The organism is Pseudomonas sp. MG-9, from assembly GCF_018729515.1.
GTDB classification, from domain to species: Bacteria; Pseudomonadota; Gammaproteobacteria; order Pseudomonadales; family Pseudomonadaceae; genus Aquipseudomonas; species Aquipseudomonas serboccidentalis.
Genome location: NZ_JAHHZH010000006.1, coordinates 198,857 through 220,745 on the forward strand (window position 1 = coordinate 198,857; position 21,889 = coordinate 220,745).

Genomic DNA, 21,889 nt, shown 5'->3' on the forward strand with positions numbered 1-21,889 from the left:
TCAGGTATCGAGTTTACCCGCGAGAAATTGCGTCAGGCGCTGCAGCATCGTGGCGCCTTCGTTGCCCAGGCAGCCGATCGGCGAACCGGCCAGGGCGTCTTGCGCCAGATCCGCCGCATCCCCGGCCAACAACAACGGACAATCGAGACTCAGCGCCAGCCGATTCAGGCGTCGCGGCAGCTCCGCTGTCGGCGCATGATTGGAAAACAGCACCAATGCCTGAGGTTTGATCTTTTCGCAGACCAGGGTCAACTCGTCGAACGGCTGCTCCGTCGTCAACACCCGCACCCCGGTTTCTCCACCGCTGAGAAACAGCGCCGCCACCAGCAATTCCAGTTCACGGCAATGCCCTGCCAGGGCGCTGACGATGATTTTGCGCGGCTGCGGCTTGCGTAACACGAGGATCCGCCCCAACACCCGGGTGCGCAAAAAACCATCGAGAAACAGCCATTCACTGGTTTGCCCGAACGCTTCGCGATGCTGAAGCAGGCGTCGCCACAGCGGCAACAGAATGTCCTGGAACACCACCGGCAATGGGTAGGATGCAAAGATCTGCGAGTAGACCCGATCCAGTTCCAGATCGTCGAAAGCGCTGACCGCACGCTGCACCTGGTCCTGCCACTGTTGATAGTCCGCCTTCACCTGGTCATCGGAAATGATCTGCGACAGCGCCTTCAGCGGTTCGGTCTTGGCGAGAATCTTGCCAACCTTGCTGACCGCTACCCCACGGTCGATCCACTCGACAATGCTGCGCACACGCTCAATATCGGTCATCGAGTACAGCCGATGCCCACTTTCGGTGCGTACCGGCTCAATCAAACCGTAGCGGCGCTCCCATGCTCGCAGCGTGACCGGGTTCACCCCGGTCAGCCGTGACACTTCACGAATGGGGAACAGCTCTTCGCGTTCGAGCGCGGCAGATGCCTGCGAAGCAGGGCTAACGTCCGTGATAACAGCCATTATGCAGGTGTGTCCGCTCATCAGATTTGGATCCCATTCTACATCCGATGTCCTCTATCGGTTCAACCCATGAACAGGAACGAAAGTCTCTGAAACTGTCATCAAAATCAGGAATAATCCTTGCTTGTTGAAAAGCGCAGGCCCCTACCCCCAGCCTGCGTATGGCGAAACTCCTACCCGGAGCGACGCACTTGGAAATACGGAGATACAAAATGTCTACTTCCCCCGTCACGCTGATGGTGGCGCGTCGTGTCGCCGACGGTCGCTATCAGGAGCTGATTGCCTGGCTGCGCGAAGGCGAACAACTGGCCACTGACTTCCCCGGTTACCTGGGTTCCGGCGTGCTCGCACCGCCGCCCGGTGACAACGAATTCCAGATCATTTTCCGCTTCGTCGACGAGCAGACCCTGCACGCCTGGGAGCACTCGGCCTCACGCACCGCGTGGCTGTCGCGGGGCAGCGATCTGTTCGCGCATCCCAAAGAACATCGGGTCAGTGGCATCGAAGGCTGGTTCGGCGCGGCAGGCCAGCGACCCCCACGCTGGAAACAGGCGGTGGCGATCTGGCTGGCGTTCTTCCCGGTATCGCTGCTGTTCAACTTTGTCCTCGGGCCGTTGCTCGCCGAGATGAGCCTGTTGCCGCGCGTGTTGATCAGCACGGCGTGCCTGACACCGTTGATGGTGTACTTCTTCATTCCGTTGTCGACGCGGTTGCTGGCGGGTTGGTTGAACAGCGCGCCGACGCGTCCTTTACCGGTGACACCTTCTGCACAAAATCGCTAAAAGATCGCAGCCTCGTCGCACTCGACAGCTTCTATAGGGTGGATGCGCCTCTGTAGGAGCTGCCGAAGGCTGCGATCTTTTCGGCAGCGTCGCTGTTATAGTTTTTGCTCCAACCGCGACGCGAGCCATTCATGACCACTTCCTCCGCCCCGATCCTCATCACCGGTGCCGGCCAGCGTGTCGGTCTGCACTGCGCGCGGCGTTTGCTCGAAGACGGCCACAGCGTCATCTTCACCTACCGGACTGAACGTCCGGGCGTGCAGACACTGCGTGATCTGGGTGCTGTCGGGGTATTCGCGGACTTTTCCAGCGAGGCAGGGATTCTCGCCTTTATCGCTGAACTGAAAACCCACACGGAGCGCCTGCGCGCGATCATCCACAACGCCTCCGAATGGCTGGCGGAAACACCGAACAACGAAGCCGAAGCCTTTATGCGCATGGTCAACGTGCACATGCTTGCGCCGTATCTGATCAACCTGCACTGCGCCGACCTGCTTCAGCGCTCGACGCCTGCGGACATCATCCACATCAGCGACGACGTCACCCGCAAGGGCAGCAGCAAGCACATCGGTTATTGCGCCAGCAAGGTCGGGCTCGACAGCCTGACCCTGTCGTTCGCCGCGCGTTATGCGCCGGCGATCAAGGTCAACGGCATCGCGCCAGCCCTGCTATTGTTCAATCCCGACGACGACGCGGCGTACCGTGCCAAGGCCCTGGCCAAATCCGCGCTGGGCACCGAGCCCGGCAGCGAAGTGATCTATCAGAGCCTGCGCTATCTGCTCGACAACCCTTATGTCACCGGTACGACCCTGACCGTCAACGGCGGAAGGCACATCAAATAATGCCTTGCTGCGAGGATGTCCATGACCCGTTCCCTGCCCGAGAATTACCGCGAGATCCTCATCGGCCTCGGTGAAAACCCCGACCGCGAAGGCCTGCTCGACACCCCGGTGCGCGCGGCCAAGGCCATGCAGTACCTGTGTCACGGCTACGAACAGAGTGTGGATGAGATCGTCAACGGCGCGCTGTTCGCCTCCGACAGCGACGAAATGATCATCGTCGCCGACATCGAGTTGTACTCATTGTGCGAACATCACCTGCTGCCCTTCATCGGCAAGGCCCATGTGGCTTATATTCCGACGGGCAAGGTGCTGGGGCTGTCGAAGATCGCGCGGCTGGTGGACATGTTCGCCCGGCGCCTGCAGATTCAGGAAAACCTCACCCGGCAGATTGCCGATGCGGTGCAGCAAGTCACCGATGCCGCCGGCGTCGCGGTGGTCATCGAGGCCCGGCACATGTGCATGATGATGCGCGGTGTCGAGAAACAGAATTCGACCATGAACACCTCGGTCATGCTCGGCGCCTTTCGCGACTCGAGCAACACCCGCCAGGAGTTCCTGCAATTGATTGGACGGAGCAAGTAAATGTCACAACTTCAACCGGGAATGGCGCGCATCCGGGTCAAGGATCTGCGCTTGCGCACCTTTATCGGAATCAACGAGGACGAGATCCTCAACAAGCAGGATGTGCTGATCAACCTGACCATCCTCTACGCCGCGCAGGAAGCGGTGCGCGACAACGATATCGATCACGCGCTGAACTACCGCACCATCACCAAGGCGATCATCGCCCACGTCGAGGGCAATCGTTTTGCGCTGCTCGAACGCCTGACCCAGGAACTGCTGGATCTGGTGATGAGCAATACCGCCGTGCTGTACGCCGAAGTCGAAGTCGACAAGCCGCATGCGCTGCGTTTTGCCGAGTCGGTGTCGATCACCCTCGCGGCAAGCCGCTGAGCTTCAAGCTTCGAGCTGCAAGCGGTAAGCTAAAGGCACCCACAACCCAATCTTGCAGCTCGCAGCTCGCCGCTCGAAGCTGTCTCGCAGAGACCCCCATGACCGAGCAACAACGCCTCGAACTCGAAGCCGCCGCCTTCCGCCGGCTGGTCGCCCATCTGGACAGCCGCAAGGACGTGCAGAACATCGACCTGATGAACCTTGCCGGGTTTTGCCGCAACTGCCTGTCCAAGTGGTACAAGGCCGCCGCCGATGACCGTCAGATCGAGGTCAGCCTCGACGACGCCCGTGAAGTGGTTTACGGCATGCCTTACGCCGAGTGGAAAGCCCAATACCAGCAAGAAGCCAGCGCCGAACAACAGACGGCGTTCGCCAAAGGAAAACCCAATGAGTGATCTGAACACCCTGCGCGCCAGCCTCAAGAGCGGCGAGCACCTTTTCGCCGACACCCTGGCGTTCATCGCCGCTGGTTACGACTATCAGCCGCAAGCGTTCAACAACGGCGGCGTGGAAAACGCGGCCGGGCAGAACGAAGGTTCGTGCAAGACCCTGGGGCTGGCGCTGCTGGAAGGCTTGAGCGATGAAGAAGCGCTGCTGGCGTTCGGCGAACATTACCGTTCGGTGGTGGCGACGCCTGAGGGCAGCGATCACGGCAATATCCGGGCGCTGATCAAGCACGGTCTGGCCGGTGTGAAGTTCACCGCCCAGCCGCTGACCCGTCGCTGATTTCATATCCGACACAACCCCTGTAGGAGTGAGCCTGCTCGCGATAGCGATCTTACATTCAACACATGAGTTGCCTGATAAATCGCGATCGCGAGCAGGCTCGCTCCTACAATGGAACTGCGTTGTGCCAGAAATCACGGGCATAAAAAAACCGGCCGAAGCCGGTTTTTTTGTGTCTGCGATTTAGAACGAAGCGTTCTGCAGACCGTCCAGGTAACGCTCGGTGTCCAGTGCCGCCATGCAGCCGGCGCCGGCCGAGGTGATGGCTTGACGGTAAACGTGGTCAGCCACGTCGCCGGCAGCGAAGATGCCTTCGACGCTGGTCGCAGTGGCGTTGCCGTCACGGCCGCCCTGCACCACCAGGTAACCGTCTTTCAGGGTCAGTTGGCCTTCGAAAAGCGAGGTGTTCGGGGTGTGGCCGATGGCGATGAACACGCCGTCGACCTTGATTTCGTCGAAGCTGCCGTCGTTGTTCTTCAGGCGCGCACCGGTCACGCCCATGTTGTCGCCCAGCACTTCGTCGAGATTGGCGTTCAACTTGAGAATGATCTTGCCTTCGGCCACGCGGGCGTTGAGCTTGTCGATCAGGATCTTCTCGGCGCGGAAGGTTTCGCGACGGTGGATCAGGGTCACGGTGCTGGCGATGTTGGCCAGGTACAGCGCTTCTTCAACAGCGGTGTTGCCGCCGCCCACCACCGCCACTGGCTTGTTGCGGTAGAAGAAACCGTCGCAGGTCGCGCAGGCAGAAACGCCTTTGCCCATGAACGCTTCTTCCGACGGCAGGCCCAGATAACGAGCGCTGGCGCCGGTGGCGATGATCAGGGCGTCGCAGGTGTAGGTCGCGCTGTCGCCGGTCAGGGTGTACGGCTTGGCAGCGAAGTCCACGGCGTTGATGTGATCGAAAACGATCTCGGTTTCAAAACGCTCGGCGTGCTCACGCATCCGCTCCATCAGTGCCGGGCCGGTCAGGCCGTGCACGTCGCCCGGCCAGTTGTCGACTTCGGTGGTGGTGGTCAGTTGACCACCGGCCTGCATGCCGGTGATCAGCAGTGGCTTGAGGTTGGCACGGGCGGCGTAGACCGCAGCACTGTAACCGGCAGGGCCGGAACCGAGAATAATCACTCGCGAATGACGGACTTCAGACATGACCTGCTCCTGTTGACCGGGCCGAAAGACTGGCGCGGAACGCCGGACTGCCGGCGGGAATAAAAAAGGACTGTGGATAACCTTGGGGAAGGCATGAGCTCGACAGTCCTGTAAAAAGTTGGGTGCAGCGTATCGAGGGGGGCAAGATTAAGGAAATACGGTTTAACAATCCAGCTCATAGGTGGTCTCTATGCGCACACACTGACGAGATGGACGTCTTTGTTACAGTGCATGTCGATCACTCTGCCGCGCTTTCACCACTGGTGCAAAGCCGGTAAGGTCGGCGCGTTTTCCCTTGCTCGGAGCACCTTATGCCCGCCCCTGTTCTGTCCGGCCCGCAATACCTGCGCGAAGGCCTCAAACTGGTTCTCAGCCCAGGCCTGCGCCTGTTCGTGTTGTTGCCGCTGGCGATCAATCTGGTGCTGTTCGTCGGATTGATCTATCTGGCTGGCCATCAGTTCAGCCTGTGGGTCGACAGCCTGATGCCGTCGCTGCCCGACTGGCTGAGCTTCCTCAGCTACATCCTCTGGCCACTGTTCGTGGTGCTGGTGGCGCTGATGGTGTTCTTCACCTTCACCATGCTCGCCAACGTCATCGCCGCGCCGTTCAACGGTTTTCTCGCGGAAAAGGTCGAAGTGGTGGTGCGCGGCACCGATGATTTCCCGGCGTTCAGCTGGGGCGAACTGATCGCGATGATCCCGCGCACCCTCGCCCGGGAAATGCGCAAACTCGGCTACTTCCTGCCGCGCGCGATCGGCCTGTTCATCCTCTCCTTCATACCGGTGGTGAACATTATCGCCGCACCGCTGTGGCTGCTGTTCGGCGTGTGGATGATGGCAATCCAGTACATCGACTACCCGGCGGACAACCACAAACTGGGCTGGAACGAAATGCTCGCCTGGCTGCGCGAAAAGCGCTGGCAGAGCATGAGTTTTGGCGGGATCGTCTATCTGGTGCTGCTGATTCCAGTGGTCAACATCCTGATGATGCCGGCCGCTGTCGCCGGAGCGACGCTGTTCTGGGTGCGCGAACGCGGTGCGGAGAACCTCGTCACACAACGCTAAGCCGGTCACCAACGCCCAGTCACAAATCCATCATCCGATCGTCACAGGCACGACATGGCCTCAGCCGACACTGAGGTCATGACGACAGCTCTACATATCACTCTGATCAGCGAAACCTTCCCACCGGAAATCAACGGGGTGGCCAATACCCTTGGCCGTTTGTGCGATGGATTGCGCGCGCGCGGGCATCAAGTGGAGCTGGTGCGGCCGCGTCAGGCCAGTGATCCGCAGCGCAGCGAGGATGACGCGCTGCTGCTGTGTCGGGGCTGGCCGTTGCCCGGGTACCCGGGGCTGCAATGGGGCCAGTCGTCGATGCACAAACTGCTGCGGCGCTGGAAGCGCCATCGCCCGGATGTGCTGTACATCGCCACCGAAGGCCCGCTTGGCTTGTCAGCGTTGCGGGCGGCGCGGCGCCTGGGGATCTCGGTGGTCAGCGGTTTTCACACCAATTTCCAGCAGTACACCAACCAGTACGGGCTGGGTTTGCTGACGCGCTTGCTGACCCATTACCTGCGCTGGTTCCACAACCGCTCGGCGATGACCCTCGTACCCAGTGTCAGTCAACGACTGGAACTGGAGCGCCGCCAGTTCGACCGCCTCGCTTTGCTTTCACGAGGTGTGGACAGCCAGTTGTTTCACCCAGCCAAGCGACTGAACGGTTTGCGTGAGCAATGGGGCCTGAGCGAGCAGGACATCGCGGTGATTCACGTCGGCCGCCTGGCCCCGGAGAAGAACCTCGGCCTGCTCAAGCGTTGCTTCGACACACTGCGTAGCACTTATCCACAGCGCAACCTGAAGCTGATCGTGGTCGGCGACGGCCCGCAACGGCTTGCGCTGGAAAAGGAGCTGCCGGAGGCGATTTTCTGTGGCTCACAACGCGGCGAAGCGCTGGCCGCGCACTATGCCTCGGGGGATATTTTCCTGTTCCCGAGCATGACCGAAACCTTCGGCAACGTGGTGCTCGAAGCGTTGGCTTCCGGCCTGGGAGTGGTGGCGTACGATCAGGCCGCAGCGGCGCAGCACATTCGCCATGGCTACAACGGTGTGTTGGCGATGCCCGGTGATGAAGAGGCGTTCTGCGATGCGGCGGCATGGTTGCTGGAGGAGGATGAGACGTTGCGTTGCGTGCGCCTGAATGCCCGCCAGCATGCCAGCCGTCAGGGGTGGGCGGCGATCATCGAGCAGTTTGAAAAGCATTTGCGTGGGGCATGTGTGGGGGAGCAGGTGTTGCCGAATGCGCAGACATTGCCTTAGGTTTCTGCAGATTTTGAAACAGCCATCGCGAGCAGGCTCACTCCTACAATTTGGAACGCATTCCAGTGTAGAAGTGAGCCTGCTCGCGAGGGCGTCGGTACTGACAGCGCTTAAACCAGCGTCATCAACGCCTCACGGCTGAACGGCAGAATGTCCTGCTCACGCCCTTCACGGACTTTCAGCGCCCAGTCCGGATCCACCAGCAGCGCACGGCCCACCGCCACCAGATCGAACTCGTCGTTGTTCAGACGCTCCAGCAGTTTCTCCAGGCTCGCCGGTTGCGCGACCTTGTCAGTATTGACCATGAACTGCAGGAACTCGCCATCCAGGCCGACGCTGCCAACCGTGATGGTCGGCTTGCCGGTCAGCTTGCGCGTCCAGCCGGCCAGGTTCAGCTCGGAACCGTCGAACTCAGGCTCCCAGAAACGCCGCGTCGAGCAGTGGAAAATGTCCACACCGGCATCGGCCAGCGGCTTGAGGAATTCACCCAGGGCCTCCGGGGTCTGCACCAGACGTGCGGTGTAGTCCTGCTGTTTCCACTGCGAGAAGCGGAAAATGATCGGGAAACCCTCACCGACCGCAGCGCGCACCGCTTGAATCAATTCGATGGCGAAACGCGAACGGTTGGCCAGGCTGCCGCCGTACTCGTCGGTGCGCTGGTTGCTGCCTTCCCAGAAGAACTGGTCGATCAGGTAACCGTGGGCGCCGTGGATCTCCACGCCGTCCATGCCGATGCTTTGCGCATCCTTGGCCGCCTGGGCGAATGCGGCGATGACGTCCTGAATGTCCTGCTTGCTCATGCCGTGCACCACGACCTGACCGTCCTTGAGTTTTTCCGACGGGCCGTAACCCGGCACGCTGGCGTCCGGCTCGGTGCCGATGCGGCGCACGCTGCCCACGTGCCACAGCTGCGGAACAATCTTGCCGCCCTCGGCATGCACCGCGTCGACGACTTTTTTCCAGCCGGCCAATGGCGCGTCACCAAAGAACTGCGGCACGTTCGGGTAACCGTTGGAGGCAACGTGGCCGACGGTGGTGCCTTCGGTGATGATCAGGCCGACGCCGGCGGCGGCACGGCGACGGTAGTACTCGATGACTTTGGAGTTGGGTACGCCGCCCGGGGAAAACGAGCGGGTCATCGGCGCCATGACCACACGGGTCGGCAGTTCGAGGGTACCGAGGTGGAACGGTTTGAACAGGGCTTGGACCGGCATTGGAAGGCTCCGCAGGGAATGACTTTATGACGGCGATAATATGGAGAGTCGCAAGCCTTGAACAGCATTATTGATTTGGGTGATCAAGGATCAAAAGACACAAAGCAAAAGATCGCAGCCTTCGGCAGCCCCTGCCTGTAATCGAATTACCGAATCACTGTAGGGGCTGCCGAAGGCTGCGATCTTTTGATCTTGCTGTTCAGCTCAGCGCTTTTTCAATCGCGTGAACAATGGTCGGATCATCCGGCGCAGTGCGCGGCGAGAATCGCGCCAGCACCCGGCCGTCCTTGCCGAGCAGGAATTTCTCGAAGTTCCAGGTGATGTCACCGGGAAACTCCGCGCCCTCGCCCGCCAGCAGGCGGTAGAGCTGATGACGGTCGTGACCGTTGACTTCGAGTTTGCTCGACAACGGAAAGGTGACACCGTAGTTGAGGCTGCAGAACTCTTGAATTTCCTGTTCGCTACCAGGTTCCTGACCGGCAAACTGATTGCACGGCAGGCCCAGCACACTGAAGCCTTTGCCTTTGAATTGCTGGTAGAGGTTTTCCAGTGCCGCGTACTGTGGGGTCAAGCCGCATTTGGAGGCGACGTTGACCACCAGCACGACTTGGCCCTTGAAAGGCGCCAGCGGTAGCTCCTGACCATCCAGGGCTGTCAACTTAAGGTCGTGAAAAGCACTCATGACGTACTCCAGGATTCCCGTGTTCTACTCGAAACAGCCACTTGGCGAGACCACCAAGGACAGCCGCGGACTAAAAAGGCGCCCGCAGGCGCCTCTCCAGTACTCGAAGCTTAGCGCAGAAAATCAGTGGTGATGGCCACCTTCGCCATGGACGTGGCCATGAGCGATTTCTTCCTGGCTGGCATCACGGATATCAACGACCTTCACTTTGAAGTTCAGGCGCTGACCGGCCAGTGGGTGGTTACCGTCGACGGTGACGTCGTCGCCGTCCAGGTCACGGATGGTCACGATCTGCATCTGGCCGTCCGGCGCCGAAGCGTGGAATTGCATGCCGACTTCCAGCTCGTCAACGCCTTCGAACATGCTGCGGCTCAGGGTGCTGACCAGTTCGGCAGCGTATTCGCCATAAGCGTCTTCCGGCTCAACGGAAACTTCCAGCTCGTCACCAACAGCTTTGCCTTCCAGGGCTTTTTCCAGGCCCGGGATGATGTTGCCTGCGCCTTGCAGGTAGACCAGCGGAGCGCCGCCGGCGGAGCTGTCGATGACCTCACCAGCGTCGTTGGTCAGGGTATAGTCGATGGAGACAGCCTTATTGGCGGCGATCAGCATGGGGCGAGACCTTTTGCATAAGAATATAGAAAGGCCAAGTTTAGCGAAGCAATCGCGCGAAAGCGAACACAACCCGGACAAACGGGATTCGACGATCACCGGTTTCCATCAGGACGAGGACGGTCACTGGGTGGCCGAGCTTTCCTGTGGCCACACCCAGCACCTGCGCCACCAGCCGCCATGGCAATCGCGCGCCTGGGTCCTCGACCCGGCGCAACGTATTGAAAAAATAGGCCAACCCTTTGCCTGCGGTTGGTGCGCACAAGGCTCGGTTAGCGATAACCTTGGCGACTGAATTTCGGTAGGCAGTCACGTATAGATCGCCACCATTGCCATGCACCCTTAGAGAATCCGCATGCAAACTTTTTTTATCGCACCCACCGATTTTGGCGTGGGCCTGACCTCCATCAGCCTCGGGCTGGTGCGTACCCTGGAGCGGGCCGGACTGAAAGTCGGCTTCTTCAAACCGATTGCCCAGCCACATCCGGGCGACACCGGCCCCGAGCGTTCCACCGAACTGGTGGCGCGCACCCACGGCCTGAAACCGCCGCAACCACTGGGCCTGGCCCATGTCGAGCGGATGCTTGGTGACGGCCAGCTCGACGAACTGCTCGAAGAAATCATCGCCCTTTATCAGCAAGCCGCCATCGGCAAAGACGTGCTGGTGGTCGAAGGCATGGTGCCGACCCGCAGCGCCAGCTACGCCGCGCGCGTCAACCTGCATCTGGCGAAAAGCCTGGATGCCGAGGTGATTCTGGTCTCGGCGCCGGAAAACGAAGTCCTCGCCGAACTCTCCGGCCGCGTGGAATTGCAGGCGCAATTGTTCGGTGGCCCGAAAGACCCGAAAGTCCTCGGGGTGATCCTCAACAAGGTCAAGACCGACGAGAGCATGGACGCCTTCGCCGCGCGTCTGAAGGAACATTCGCCGTTGTTGCGCAGCGGTGATTTCCGCCTGCTCGGCTGCATTCCGTTTCAGCCGGAACTCAACGCACCGCGCACCCGTGACGTCGCCGACCTGATGGGCGCGCAGGTGCTCAACGCCGGCGACTACGAAACCCGGCGCATGACCAAAATCATTATTTGCGCGCGCACCATGCGCAACACCGTGGAGCTGCTCAAGCCCGGCGTGCTGGTGGTGACCCCGGGTGACCGCGACGACATCATCCTCGCGGTCAGCCTCGCGGCGCTCAATGGCGTACCGCTGGCCGGCCTGTTGCTGACCAGCGACACCCTGCCCGATCCGCGCATCATGGACTTGTGTCGTGGCGCGTTGCAGGCCGGTTTGCCGGTGCTGTCGGTGAGCACCGGCTCCTACGACACCGCCAACCTGCTCAACGGTCTGAACAAGGAAATCCCCATCGATGACCGCGAACGCGCGGAGATCATCACCGATTTCGTCGCCAGCCATCTCGACGCCAAGTGGCTGCATCAACGCTGCGGTACGCCGCGAGAAATGCGCCTGTCGCCCGCCGTGTTCCGTTATCAATTGATTCAACGGGCGCAGTCGGCGAACAAGCGCATCGTCCTGCCCGAAGGCAGCGAGCCGCTCACCGTGCAAGCGGCGGCGATCTGTCAGGAGCGCGGGATCGCCCGTTGCGTGTTGCTGGCCAAACCCGAGGACGTCGAAGCCGTGGCCCGCGCTCAGGGCATCGAGTTGCCGCCGGGGCTGGAAATCCTTGATCCGGACCTGATCCGCGAACGTTACATCGAGCCGATGGTCGCCCTGCGCAAGAGCAAAAGCCTCAACGCGCCGATGGCCGAACAGCAACTGGAAGACACCGTGGTGATCGGCACGATGATGCTCGCGCTGGATGAAGTCGACGGGCTGGTGTCGGGTGTGATCAACACCACCGCCAACACCATCCGCCCGGCCCTGCAACTGATCAAGACCGCGCCGGGCTGCACGCTGGTGTCCTCGGTATTCTTCATGCTGTTTCCCGAAGAAGTGCTGGTTTACGGTGACTGCGTGATGAACCCGCACCCGAGCGCAACAGAACTGGCCGAGATCGCTCTGCAAAGCGCCGACTCGGCGGCGGCATTCGGCATCACCCCACGGGTGGCGATGATCAGCTACTCCAGCGGCGAATCCGCCAGCGGTGAAGAAGTCGAGAAAGTCCGCGAAGCCACCCTGCTCGCCCATGAGCAACAGCATTCGCTGCTGATCGACGGCCCGCTGCAATACGATGCGGCTGCCAACGCAGAAGTCGCCCGGCAACTGGCGCCGAACAGCCAGGTGGCCGGTCGCGCCACGGTGTTCGTGTTCCCTGACCTGAACACCGGCAACACCACCCACAAAGCCGTGCAACGCAGCGCCGACTGCGTCAGCCTCGGCCCGATGCTGCAAGGCCTGCGCAAACCGGTGAACGATCTGCCGCGCGGCGCGCAGGTCGACGACATTGTCTACACCATCGCCCTGACCGCGATTCAAGCCGCCAACCGACCTATGGATGTGTAAATGCTGGACTTTCTCCCTGCACCGCTGCGCGGCGTGATCGCCTCGTTGTTGCTGGCGCTCAATACGATTCTGCTGTGCTCGTTTCTGTTCTGCGTGGCGCTGATCAAAGTGCTGCCGTTCGACCTCGCCCGACGCGCCTCGCTGTGGCTGATGAGCCACACCCACGAAGCGTGGATCAGCAACAACAAGGCCTGGATGAACCTGGTGCGCCGCACGCGCTGGCACGTCAGCGGCCTGCAAGGCCTGGACTACCAACACTCGTACCTGATCACCAGCAACCACCAGAGCTGGGTCGACATTCTGGTGCTGCAATACGTGCTCAACCGGCGTATTCAGCCGTTGAAGTTCTTCCTCAAGCAGGAGTTGATCTGGGTCCCGGTGATCGGTCTGGCGTGGTGGGCACTGGGCTTTCCGTTCATGAAGCGCTACTCCAAGGCCTATCTGGAAAAGCACCCGGAAAAGAAAGGCAAGGACCTGGAAACCACGCGCAAGACCTGCGCGAAATTCCGCAACAACCCGGTGGGGATTTTCAACTTCGTCGAGGGCACGCGCTTCACCGAAGGCAAGCATGCGCAGCAGCAATCACCGTTCAAATACCTGCTCAAGCCCAAGGCTGGTGGCATTGCGTTTGTGCTGGACGCGATGGGTGAACAACTGGAGTCGATCGTCAACGTGACCATCCACTACCCAGGCGGGCGTCCGGGCTTCTGGGATTTGTTGTGCGGCAATGTGCGCGACGTGGTGGTGCACTTTGAAGAGCTGCGGATTCCGCCGGCGTTCATCGGCAAGAACTACGATCAGGACGGCGAATACCGCCTGCAGTTTCAGGGCTGGATCAATCAGCTGTGGCAGGACAAGGATGCGTTGCTGGAACAGATGCACCGCGAGTATCCAGCCAAACGCTAACCCCCTGTAGGAGTGAGCCTGCTCGCGATAGCGGTGGATCCGCCACCGCAAATGTTGAATGACACACCGCTATCGCGAGCAGGCTCACTCCTACAGTTGACCGAATTAGCCTGAAATAAAAAGCCCGCCGATGATTGCTCATCGACGGGCTTTTTCTTGTAGCTCGAAGCTAGAAGCTTGCAGCTGCTTCTGTCTTAGATCGCGCCACGCTTGCGCAGCAGATCCAGCACTTGCTTGACGCTTTCTTCCAGCGACAGCGACTGAGTGTCGATCACCAGATCGGCGTTCAGCGGCACGTCGTACGGGAAGGACTCGCCCGGGATGTTGTCGCCACCGGCGGCATACAGACCTTGCGGATCACGCTCGGCGCACACGGCCGGCGAGGCCTGCACGTAAACGGTCAGCAGACGATCCTTGCCGATCAGCTCCTTGGCCTGCTCACGCCCTTCGGCACTCGGTGCAACGAACGCTGCCAGTGTCAGCAGGCCTGCCTCGTTGAACTGACGCGCCACGTGCGCGGCACGACGCCAGTTCTCGGTACGGCCGGAACGATCCTGTGGCAGGCCTTTGTTCAGGTCCTGACGCAGGTTCTGTCCATCGAGCACGAACACCGCACGGCCCATGTCGAACAACTTGCGCTCGACCGCATAGGCCAGCGTGCTCTTGCCGGCGCCCGACAGGCCACTGAACAGTACGGTCGCCGGTTGCTGGCCGAAGCGTTGGGCACGCTCTTCAGTGGCAACATGCGCCAGTTTGCCGTGGTGCGAAGCCGTCCCATGAGCCACTGGCTGAGCGACGATCATGCCGGCGCCGACGGTGCCGTTGGTCAAACGATCAATGACGATGAATGCGCCGGTGGTGCGGTTGCTGTCGTAACCGTCGAGGGCGATCGGCGCGTCGAGCGCGATCTTCACCTTGCCGATTTCGTTGAGCTGCAACGCGCTCGCCGGGCCTTCTTCGAGGGTGTTCACGTCGACCTTGTTGACGATGCTGGCAATCGAGCCCGGCACGTAACTGGTGGCGCGTTTGATGTCGTATTTCTTGCCCGGCAGCATCGGCTCTTCAGCCATCCACACCAGCATCGCTTCGAAGCTGTCGGTGACCGGCGGCACGTTGTCGGCATGCACCAACAGGTCGCCACGGGAGATGTCGATTTCGTCTTCCATGGTCAGCGTGACAGCCTGACCGGGACCTGCGTGCTCCAGCTCACCTTCGAAGGTGACGATGGATTTCACCCGGCTGCTCTTGCCCGACGGCAGAACAACCACTTCGTCACCCTTGTGCACGATGCCGCTGGCCAGGGTGCCGGCGAAACCGCGGAAGTTCAGGTTCGGACGGTTGACGTACTGCACCGGGAACCGCAGATCGGTGAAGTTGCGGTCGCCCGCCACTTCCACGGTCTCGAGGATTTCCATCAGCGACTGGCCGGTGTACCACGGCGAGCGCTCGGACTTGTTCACCACGTTGTCGCCCTTGAGAGCGGACATCGGCACGAAGTGCATGCTGGTCGGCTTCATTTTCAAGCCTTCGGCGAACTTCAGGTAGTCGGCCTTGATCGACTCGAACACGCCCTGATCGAAGTCTTTCAAGTCCATCTTGTTGATGGCGACGACGATGTGCTTGATGCCCAGCAGCGAGGCAATGAAGCTGTGGCGACGGGTCTGGGTCTGCACGCCGTAACGGGCGTCAACCAGGATGATCGCCAGGTCACAGGTGGACGCACCGGTGGCCATGTTGCGGGTGTACTGCTCATGGCCGGGGGTGTCGGCGATGATGAACTTGCGCTTGGCGGTGGAGAAATAGCGGTAGGCGACATCGATGGTGATGCCCTGTTCACGCTCGGCCTGCAGGCCGTCGACCAGCAACGCCAGGTCGATGTCGTCACCGGTGGTGCCGACTTTCTTCGAATCGCGGGTGATGGCCTCCAGGTGATCTTCGTAGATCATCTTGGAGTCGTGCAGCAGGCGCCCGATCAGGGTGCTCTTGCCGTCATCGACGTTACCGCAGGTCAAAAAGCGCAGCAGCTCTTTACGTTCGTGCTGGCCCAGGTAGGCGAGGATGTCCTCGCTGATCAAATCAGATACGTGCGACATGACAACCCCTTAGAAATAACCCTGACGTTTCTTGTCTTCCATCGAGCCTGCGCCATCGTGGTCGATGACCCGGCCCTGGCGCTCGGAAGTTCGCGTCAGGAGCATTTCCTGAATGATGTCCGTGAGGGTTTCAGCCTCGGACTCCACCGCGCCCGTCAACGGGTAGCAGCCAAGGGTACGGAAACGCACTTTCTTTTTGACGATGCGCGCCTTGTCCTCATCGGACAGGTGTTCGAGGATACGGTCGTCGTCGATCATGATCAGCGTGCCGTTCTTCTCGATCACGTCGCGCTCGGCCGCGAAGTACAGCGGCACAATCGGGATGCCTTCGAGGTAGATGTACTGCCAGATGTCCAGCTCGGTCCAGTTCGACAACGGGAACACACGAATGGATTCGCCCTTGTTGACCTTGCCGTTATAGACGTTCCACAGCTCCGGACGCTGGTTTTTCGGGTCCCAGCGGTGCTTGCTGTCGCGGAACGAGTACACGCGCTCTTTGGCGCGGGACTTCTCTTCATCGCGACGGGCGCCGCCGAAAGCTGCGTCGAAACCATGCTTGTCGAGTGCCTGCTTCAGGCCTTCGGTCTTCATGATATCGGTGTGCTTGGCGCTGCCGTGGGTGAACGGGTTGATGTTCTGCGCCACGCCATCGGGGTTGATGTGGGTGATCAGATCCAGACCCAGTTCCTCGACCATCTTGTCGCGGAACTTGTACATCTCCTGGAATTTCCAGCGAGTGTCGACGTGCATCACCGGAAACGGCAGTTTGCCCGGGAAGAACGCCTTGCGTGCCAGGTGCAGCATCACGGCGGAGTCTTTACCGATGGAGTACAGCATCACCGGGTTGTCGAACTCGGCGGCCACCTCGCGGATGATGTGGATGCTTTCCGCCTCCAGCTGTTTCAGATGCGTCAGTTTGTCGACCATGGCTACTCACGAAAGCTTTCTTATGAACGGCCAGCGGGCCGTGTTCGAGCGGGGAATCCTAGCACAGCGTCCTTCTTCTAATCAGGGCGCAAGCTAGAACGAAAGAGCATATGAATATGCCCACCCGTTTGGGCGATGCCCCCTGTAGAAGCTGCCGAAGGCTGCGATCTTTTGATCTGGTCTTTTAAAAAACAAGATCAAAAGATCGCAGCCTTCGGCAGCTCCTACACAGGGGAGTGGTGCTCGTCAGATCGGGTTGGGGCAATCGATGAAGATGTGTTCGAGTGCGAAGCGCTTCGCCAGATAATCGCCCAACGCTTGCACGCCGTAACGCTCGGTGGCGTGGTGCCCGGCGGCGATGAAGCTGATGTCGTTTTCCCGAGCGCTGTGGAAAGTCTGCTCGGAGGCTTCACCGCTGAGGAACAGATCGACGCCCGCCGCCACGCCCTGATCGATATAGCCCTGACCGCCACCGGTGCACCAGCCGACCCGGCGGATCATCGCGCTGCCTTCGACCAGCAGCGGCTCGCGGCCCATGACGTCTTGCACCTTGCGGGCGAAATCACGCGGGGTCATGGGTTCGCTCAGCGAACCGACCAGACCGACAATCTTCAGGTTGTCCGGATCCAGCGGCCCTTCGACGGTAATGTCCAGTTGACGCGCCAGTTGCACGTTGTTGCCGACCTCCGGGTGCAGGTCCAGCGGCAAGTGGTAGGCGAGCAGACTGATGTCGTGCTTGAGCAAGGTCTTGAGCCGGCGCTGCTTCATGCCGGTGATGCACGAGTTCTCGCCTTTCCAGAAATAGCCGTGATGCACCAGCACCAGATCGGCTTCGGCCTCCACTGCGGCGTCGAGCAAGGCCTGACTGGCGGTGACGCCGCTGACAATGCGCATCACCTGCGGACGGCCTTCGACCTGCAGGCCGTTGGGGCAATAATCGGCAATTTTTGCACTGCCAAGGTAACGGTCGGCTTCTTCGACGAGGGTGCTGAGGGCGACGGCCATGAAAGACTCCTAAATATCCCGTTCAGAGGCGCGCGCGGCCTCGTATAATGCGCGACATTATGGGCGGTCTGACCCCGCCTGCAACTTTTCCAGGACGTGCTTAATGCTCAAGGCGCTGCGTTTTTTCGGCTGGCCGCTGTTGGCCGGTGTGCTTATCGCTCTGTTGATTATTCAGCGTTACCCGCAGTGGGTCGGGCTCCCGAGTCTCGACGTCAACCTGCAACAGGCTCCGCAGACCACCAGCGTGCAGCAGGGGCCGGTGTCCTATGCCGACGCGGTGACCACCGCCGCGCCATCGGTGGTCAACCTCTACACCACCAAGGTCATCAACAAACCGGCGCACCCGCTGTTTGAAGACCCGCAGTTCCGACGCTTCTTCGGTGACAACTCGCCGAAGCAGAAACGCATGGAATCGAGCCTCGGTTCCGGCGTAATCATGAGCCCGGAAGGCTACATCCTCACCAACAACCACGTGACCACCGGCGCCGATCAGATCGTTGTCGCCCTCAAGGACGGTCGCGAAACCCTCGCCCGGGTGATCGGCAGCGATCCGGAAACCGATCTCGCGGTGCTGAAGATCGACCTGAAAAACCTCCCGGCGATCACTGTCGGCCGCTCCGACAACATCCGCATCGGCGACGTCGCACTGGCCATCGGCAACCCGTTCGGCGTCGGCCAGACCGTGACCATGGGCATCATCAGCGCCACCGGGCGTAACCAGTTGGGCCTGAACAACTACGAAGACTTCATCCAGACCGACGCAGCCATCAACCCGGGCAACTCCGGCGGCGCGCTGGTCGATGCCAACGGCAACCTCACCGGCATCAACACCGCGATCTTCTCCAAGTCCGGCGGCTCGCAGGGCATCGGTTTCGCGATCCCGGTGAAACTGGCGATGGAAGTGATGAAGTCGATCATCGAGCACGGCCAGGTGATTCGTGGCTGGCTCGGCATTGAAGTACAACCGTTGACCCAGGAACTGGCTGAGTCGTTTGGCCTGTCCGGGCGGCCGGGGATTGTAGTGGCGGGGATCTTCCGCGACGGTCCGGCGCAGAAGGCCGGCCTGCAACTGGGTGACGTGATTCTGAGCATCGATGGCGAACCGGCCGGTGATGGTCGGCGTTCGATGAACCAGGTCGCGCGGATCAAACCGACCGACAAGGTGACCATTCAGGTGATGCGCAACGGCAAAGAGCTGAAGCTGACCGCTGAAATCGGCCTGCGTCCGCCTCCGGCACCGGTGCAGGAAAAAGAAGAGTAAGACGATATTCGCGCCAATGGCGCGAATAGAATACATTCTCAAAAGGCATGTTATATTGTTTCAATTTAAACATTGGAACAACATAACATGTCGTCTCGAAAAAGGGCTTCCCTGCTCCGCCTGACCCTGGGTTTGCCCCTTGGCTTGCTGGGCGATCCGGTCTTCGCCGAAGAACCGCAACCGCTCGAACTCGACGCCATCAGCGTCACCTCCGACTACGAATCCGCCACCGGTCCGGTCCAGGGCTACCGCGCCACGCGGTCTTCGAGCGCGACAAAAACCGACACCGCGATCCGCGATATTCCGCAAGCGATCAGCGTGGTACCGGCCAGCGTGCTCAAGGATCTGGGCAGCACCCGCGTCGAGCGCGCACTGGACTTTGCCGGCGGCGTATCGAAGCAAAACAACTTCGGCGGCCTGACGCTTTACGAATACAGCGTGCGCGGTTTCACTACCTCGGAATTCTACAAGGACGGCTTCAGCGCCAATCGCGGTTATCCGAGCACACCCGACGCGGCCAATATCGAGCGCATCGAGGTACTCAAAGGCCCGGCTGCCAGCCTTTATGGCCGAGGCGATCCGGGCGGCACGGTGAACATCGTCACCAAAAAGCCGCAACCGGAAGCCTTTACGACGTTGCAAACCAGCGCCGGCAGCTGGGACCGCTATCGCACCGCACTGGACATCAACACCCCGCTTGATGAACAGGGTGATGTGCTGTCGCGGGTCAACCTCGCGGTCGAGGACAACCACAGCTTTCGCGATCATGTCGACAGCCAGCGCGTGTTCGTCGCGCCCTCGATCAGTTGGCAACTGAACCCGGACACGTCGCTGTTGGTTGAAAGCGAAATCGTCCGCCACAGCTCCACCTTCGACCGCGGCATTGTCGCGCCCAACAACAAGTGGAACGGCGTCTCGCGCTCGACTTTTCTTGGCGAGCCGAACGACGGCAATATCGACAGCCACAACAACCTGCTTCAGGCCACCCTCGAACATCACCTCAATGATCGCTGGAAGTTGCGTCTGGCCAGTCACTACAAGGAAGGCAAACTCTGGGGCGACGCCTCCGAATCACGCCCGCTGAACGCCGATGGCCGCACCGTCAACCGCCGCTATCGCGAACGCGACACAAACTGGCACGACAGCATCACCCAGCTCGAATTGCGCGGCCTGTTCGACCTCGGTTCCTGGCAGCACGAAATGCTGATCGGCACTGAGTATGAGAATTTCCGCAAGAACGAACGCGTCACCACCATCGCCGGTGGCCCGTACGCCATCGACATCTACCGACCGATCTACGGCCAGCCGAAACCCGGTGGCACACGCTCCGGCACAGACTTCTTCGAACACGTAGAAAGTCACGCACTGAACTTGCAGGATCAAATCGTCTTCAACGACAAACTACGCGCAATGGTCGGCACGCGTTTCGAACATTTCGAGCAGCACATCGACGATCACCGCCGTAACGCCAAGAGCAGCCAGCGCCACGACGCCCTCACGCAACGCGCCGGACTGCTCTATCAACTGACACCCGACACCGGCCTGTTTGCCAACGCCTCGACCTCGTTCAAACCCAACAACGGCCTCGACGCTGCGGGCAAGTCATTCGATCCGGAAGAAGGCGTCGGTTACGAAGTCGGCATCAAGAACGAGCTGTTCGACGAGCGCCTGAGTAGCACCCTCGCCTTCTTCCATATCGACAAGGAAAACGTCCTGACCCTCGACCCGAGCACTGATTCCAGCCGCGCGATGGGCAAGGCGCGCAGTCGCGGTTTCGATTGGCAAGTGACCGGGCAAGTGACCGACGCCGTGCGGGTGATCGGCGCCTTTGCCTACATCGATGCCGAGGTGACTCAGGGCGACGCGGTGATTCCCTCCGGCAGCCGCATCCTCGGCGTGGCCAAGCGCAGCGGCAGTCTGCTGGGGGTTTACGAGTTTCAGGACGGCTATTTGCGCGGCTCGGACGTCGGCGCGGCGTTCACCTATGTCGGCGACCGCTCCGGTGAGGCCGGCAGCGACTTCGAATTGCCGGCTTACCAGACTATCGACTTGCTGGCCCATTACAAGGCCAGCGACAACGTCACCGTCGGCCTCAACCTGAACAACCTCTTCGACGAAAAGTATTACGAGCGCTCCTACAGCAACTATTGGGTCAACCCCGGCGAGCCGCGCAATTTCACCGTCAGCCTGACACTCAACCTGTAAAAGGACGTCACCATGCAATACGGCAAATCCCTTGTGTTCATCGCAGCGCTGTTCGCCGGTCAGGTCTCGGCCCATGGCCTGTGGACAGAGCAACGCCGCGGCCATATAGAAGTGATCTACGGCCACGGCGCCGAAGACAATGCGTTCAAGGCGCAGAAAATCAGCGGTGCCTGGGCGTATGACACGGACGGCAAGATGATCCCGGTGAGCGTCGAGCGCCTGGCAGATCATGCACGCCTCAAACCGCTGAAAGCGCCCGCAGTGATGGCCGTGGCCCTGAACAACGGCATGTGGTCGCAAACCGCTGACAAGAAATGGATCAACGAAGGTCGCAGAAAAGTGCCGGGCGCCATCGATGCGACGGAGACCTTCAAGTACAGTCTGGCGATTTATCAGCCGGGGGCAAAGCTGCCGAAACTGGATCAGATCAAGTTGCTGATCCTGCCGGAGGTTGATCCGTTGACGGTTGGGCCGGGCAAGTCATTGCCGGTGCGGGTATTGCTCGATGGCAAACCGGCGGCAGGGGTGAAGTTGATTGGCGACTATCGCAGCGCGCCGAACACGTTGAGCGCCGAGACTGACAAGGATGGCCGCGCGCAGGTGCTGGTGCGTAATGAAGGGTTGAATGTGATTGCGGCGCAGGTTGAGGTGCCAGTGAAGGACAGTGCCGATGTGAACAGTCGCGGGTTGTTCACCTCACTGACCTTCCTTGGCGAAGCGCATCACGAATAACCCATACAAATCCCCTGTAGGAGTGAGCCTGCTCGCGATTTCGGTGTGTCATTCAAATCACATGTTGAATGC

Annotated in this window: 22 protein-coding genes; 14 read left to right on the forward strand and 8 right to left on the reverse strand. The window is 60.5% G+C overall.

The window, feature by feature from the left end:
• The gene (locus KKQ10_RS17480) at positions 1–960 is read right to left on the reverse strand and encodes a MerR family transcriptional regulator (protein WP_215501807.1); all 960 of its coding nucleotides are present in this window, start codon (positions 958–960) and stop codon (positions 1–3) included.
• A gap of 212 nt (positions 961–1,172) precedes the next feature.
• On the opposite strand from KKQ10_RS17480, the gene KKQ10_RS17485 reads away from it, so the two are divergent.
• From KKQ10_RS17485 to KKQ10_RS17510, 6 genes are all read left to right on the forward strand, one after another.
• The gene (locus KKQ10_RS17485; protein ID WP_127651124.1) at positions 1,173–1,742 is read left to right on the forward strand and encodes an antibiotic biosynthesis monooxygenase; all 570 of its coding nucleotides are present in this window, start codon (positions 1,173–1,175) and stop codon (positions 1,740–1,742) included.
• A gap of 131 nt (positions 1,743–1,873) precedes the next feature.
• A complete protein-coding gene (gene folM, locus KKQ10_RS17490) occupies positions 1,874–2,584 on the forward strand; it encodes a dihydromonapterin reductase (RefSeq protein ID WP_215501808.1) in 711 nt (236 codons plus the stop codon).
• Positions 2,585–2,605: 21 nt separating this feature from the next.
• Entirely contained in the window at positions 2,606–3,166 is a 561-nt protein-coding gene (folE, locus tag KKQ10_RS17495; RefSeq protein WP_215501809.1) for a GTP cyclohydrolase I FolE, read from the forward strand.
• Positions 3,167–3,538 carry a dihydroneopterin triphosphate 2'-epimerase gene (folX, locus tag KKQ10_RS17500; protein WP_047597813.1) on the forward strand — a complete coding sequence of 124 codons (372 nt, stop codon included), beginning with the start codon at positions 3,167–3,169 and terminating at the stop codon, positions 3,536–3,538.
• Between the two features lie 98 nt (positions 3,539–3,636).
• Positions 3,637–3,933, forward strand: coding sequence for a DUF1244 domain-containing protein (locus KKQ10_RS17505; RefSeq protein ID WP_215501810.1), 297 nt, complete (start codon positions 3,637–3,639; stop codon positions 3,931–3,933).
• On the forward strand, positions 3,926–4,264 hold the full coding sequence (locus tag KKQ10_RS17510) for a HopJ type III effector protein (protein ID WP_127651126.1): 339 nt from the start codon (positions 3,926–3,928) through the stop codon (positions 4,262–4,264). Before KKQ10_RS17505 ends, KKQ10_RS17510 begins: the two co-directional genes overlap by 8 nt.
• 183 nt (positions 4,265–4,447) lie before the next feature.
• Here the strand turns inward: KKQ10_RS17510 and trxB are convergent, their stop codons facing one another.
• Complete coding sequence (gene trxB / locus KKQ10_RS17515; protein ID WP_003221727.1) at positions 4,448–5,410, reverse strand: thioredoxin-disulfide reductase; 963 nt, start codon at positions 5,408–5,410, stop codon at positions 4,448–4,450.
• Positions 5,411–5,721: 311 nt separating this feature from the next.
• Here trxB and cysZ point away from each other — a divergent pair, with 311 nt between their 5' ends.
• Together cysZ and KKQ10_RS17525 are read left to right on the forward strand one after the other, a co-directional pair.
• On the forward strand, positions 5,722–6,474 hold the full coding sequence (cysZ, locus tag KKQ10_RS17520; RefSeq protein ID WP_215501811.1) for a sulfate transporter CysZ: 753 nt from the start codon (positions 5,722–5,724) through the stop codon (positions 6,472–6,474).
• 54 nt (positions 6,475–6,528) lie between these two features.
• Entirely contained in the window at positions 6,529–7,728 is a 1,200-nt protein-coding gene (locus KKQ10_RS17525; protein ID WP_215501812.1) for a glycosyltransferase family 4 protein, read from the forward strand.
• Between the two features lie 110 nt (positions 7,729–7,838).
• Here the strand turns inward: KKQ10_RS17525 and KKQ10_RS17530 are convergent, their stop codons facing one another.
• From KKQ10_RS17530 to KKQ10_RS17540, 3 genes are all read right to left on the reverse strand, one after another.
• Positions 7,839–8,942, reverse strand: coding sequence for an NADH:flavin oxidoreductase (locus KKQ10_RS17530; RefSeq protein WP_215501813.1), 1,104 nt, complete (start codon positions 8,940–8,942; stop codon positions 7,839–7,841).
• A 199-nt stretch (positions 8,943–9,141) separates the two neighbouring features.
• On the reverse strand, positions 9,142–9,624 hold the full coding sequence (locus KKQ10_RS17535; RefSeq protein WP_095190878.1) for a glutathione peroxidase: 483 nt from the start codon (positions 9,622–9,624) through the stop codon (positions 9,142–9,144).
• A gap of 123 nt (positions 9,625–9,747) precedes the next feature.
• Positions 9,748–10,233, reverse strand: coding sequence for an FKBP-type peptidyl-prolyl cis-trans isomerase (locus KKQ10_RS17540; protein ID WP_025109439.1), 486 nt, complete (start codon positions 10,231–10,233; stop codon positions 9,748–9,750).
• On the opposite strand from KKQ10_RS17540, the gene KKQ10_RS17545 reads away from it, so the two are divergent.
• From KKQ10_RS17545 to yihG, 3 genes are read left to right on the forward strand one after another with little or no spacing between them, the layout of a single operon-like run.
• Positions 10,202–10,528, forward strand: coding sequence for a DUF3565 domain-containing protein (locus tag KKQ10_RS17545; protein WP_080593221.1), 327 nt, complete (start codon positions 10,202–10,204; stop codon positions 10,526–10,528). The two genes, KKQ10_RS17540 and KKQ10_RS17545, sit on opposite strands and share 32 nt — an antisense overlap.
• A gap of 60 nt (positions 10,529–10,588) precedes the next feature.
• Entirely contained in the window at positions 10,589–12,688 is a 2,100-nt protein-coding gene (gene pta, locus KKQ10_RS17550) for a phosphate acetyltransferase (protein ID WP_215501814.1), read from the forward strand.
• Positions 12,689–13,594 carry a 1-acylglycerol-3-phosphate O-acyltransferase, YihG family gene (gene yihG / locus KKQ10_RS17555; RefSeq protein ID WP_127651130.1) on the forward strand — a complete coding sequence of 302 codons (906 nt, stop codon included), beginning with the start codon at positions 12,689–12,691 and terminating at the stop codon, positions 13,592–13,594.
• A 194-nt stretch (positions 13,595–13,788) separates the two neighbouring features.
• On the opposite strand, the gene cysN is transcribed toward yihG, so the two are convergent.
• The 3 genes from cysN to KKQ10_RS17570 form a co-directional block, all read right to left on the reverse strand.
• Complete coding sequence (cysN, locus tag KKQ10_RS17560; RefSeq protein ID WP_215501815.1) at positions 13,789–15,687, reverse strand: sulfate adenylyltransferase subunit CysN; 1,899 nt, start codon at positions 15,685–15,687, stop codon at positions 13,789–13,791.
• Positions 15,688–15,696: 9 nt separating this feature from the next.
• The gene (gene cysD, locus KKQ10_RS17565) at positions 15,697–16,614 is read right to left on the reverse strand and encodes a sulfate adenylyltransferase subunit CysD (protein WP_127651132.1); all 918 of its coding nucleotides are present in this window, start codon (positions 16,612–16,614) and stop codon (positions 15,697–15,699) included.
• A 246-nt stretch (positions 16,615–16,860) separates the two neighbouring features.
• Positions 16,861–17,619 carry a Nif3-like dinuclear metal center hexameric protein gene (locus KKQ10_RS17570; protein WP_215501816.1) on the reverse strand — a complete coding sequence of 253 codons (759 nt, stop codon included), beginning with the start codon at positions 17,617–17,619 and terminating at the stop codon, positions 16,861–16,863.
• 103 nt (positions 17,620–17,722) lie between these two features.
• Between KKQ10_RS17570 and algW the strand changes: the two genes are divergently transcribed.
• The 3 genes from algW (at position 17,723) to KKQ10_RS17585 (ending at position 21,817) form a co-directional block, all read left to right on the forward strand.
• Positions 17,723–18,880 (forward strand): Do family serine endopeptidase AlgW, encoded by a 1,158-nt coding sequence (gene algW / locus KKQ10_RS17575; RefSeq protein ID WP_127651134.1) that lies wholly within the window; start codon positions 17,723–17,725, stop codon positions 18,878–18,880.
• A gap of 87 nt (positions 18,881–18,967) precedes the next feature.
• On the forward strand, positions 18,968–21,085 hold the full coding sequence (locus KKQ10_RS17580; RefSeq protein ID WP_215501817.1) for a TonB-dependent siderophore receptor: 2,118 nt from the start codon (positions 18,968–18,970) through the stop codon (positions 21,083–21,085).
• A gap of 12 nt (positions 21,086–21,097) precedes the next feature.
• Entirely contained in the window at positions 21,098–21,817 is a 720-nt protein-coding gene (locus KKQ10_RS17585; RefSeq protein WP_215501818.1) for a DUF4198 domain-containing protein, read from the forward strand.
• Positions 21,818–21,889 lie beyond the last annotated feature (72 nt).